Origin of the sequence: Onishia taeanensis (genome assembly GCF_013349955.1) — a bacterium.
Lineage (GTDB): Bacteria > Pseudomonadota > Gammaproteobacteria > Pseudomonadales > Halomonadaceae > Onishia > Onishia taeanensis_B.
Genome location: NZ_JABVXC010000037.1, coordinates 1 through 1137, shown reverse-complemented (window position 1 = coordinate 1137; position 1137 = coordinate 1). Strand labels below are relative to the sequence as shown.

The 1137-nt window shown below is 54.9% G+C and carries 2 protein-coding genes; one reads left to right on the top strand and one right to left on the bottom strand.

What is annotated here, in order from left to right; translation table 11 throughout:
• A partial coding sequence (locus tag HUS66_RS17345) for a transposase (protein ID WP_254628900.1) occupies positions 1-905 on the top strand: 905 nt, incomplete at its 5' end.
• Positions 906-931: 26 nt separating this feature from the next.
• Here the strand turns inward: HUS66_RS17345 and HUS66_RS17685 are convergent.
• Positions 932-1137: hypothetical protein (locus tag HUS66_RS17685; RefSeq protein WP_217488178.1), on the bottom strand; the 206-nt coding region annotated here is incomplete at its 5' end.

The following is a 1137-nucleotide window of genomic DNA, read 5'->3' as shown; positions in this document are numbered from 1 at the left end:
CCAACAAGGGAAGGCCATGCGGGTCGGGGGGACAATCTGTTTTGATGATTTACGGACTTATAGCTCCGGCGTCGACAACGATCCAGGGCTATAACGGCGTCGCCGCGGTGGATAAGAAACACCAGATCATCATTGGCGCTCAGCCCTTTGGCGAAGGTCAAGAGCATCACACTTTGCAGCCGGTATTGGAGGCCGTCGATGCTCGCTTCAAGACACTGGGGATTGCGGAGAACATCTACCAGCAAGGCACCGTTGTGACCGCGGATACCGGCTTCGCCAACGAAGCCAATATGAAGTACCTGCATGAACACCAGATCAACGGTTACGTACCCGACAACCAGTTCCGCAGTCGAGATCCCAAGTTCGCTGTCCAGAAAGGCAAATACGGCAAGCGCCACCAGTGCTTACCCGATAAAGGCAGGAAAGAGACGACGCCGGCCAGCGCGTTTCAGTTCGATCCCGTAGCGCTAACCTGCACCTGCCCAGCCGGCGAGAGCCTGACCTATCGAGGGCAACGGGCAACCGAGAATGGCCAGATCCGGGTGCACTTCGAAGGCCGTTTGCTGCAATGCCGACCTTGCCCAAGGAAATACCGATGCATGCAGAACCCTAGCTCGGCCGACCATCGCAATGGTGCCGGCCGACAGGTATCGTTTATGATCGAAAACAAACGCCTGCCCAATTACACCGACTGGATGAAACACCGCGTAGAAAGTCCTCAGGGCAAGGCAATCTACAGCCATCGCATGTCGGTCGTGGAACCCGTATTCGGGAACATTGGCACGACGAAAAGACTGAGTCGCTTCAGCCTGCGGGGCAATAAGAAGGTGCAAGGCCAGTGGCAGCTCTACTGCCTGGTGCACAACATTGAGAAGTTAGCGAATTACGGCCAATTGGCCACGTAAGGAAGGCCTTTGGGCCGACAACGTCGCTATATGAGCCCCATACCGCCTGTAACGGGTCTCTTCAATAGGTGACCAACGAGGGCTAGATGATCGGCCAGGTTAATGGCTGAGAAATAAATTAAGGCAGCAGGCGGTAGAAGCGGCCCGAAATTAGGCTTGCCCGCAAATTCTGAGTGCAACACCTGATCAAATCGGTAAGGTGTTGTATCCATGTCATATTCAGAACTCTGCA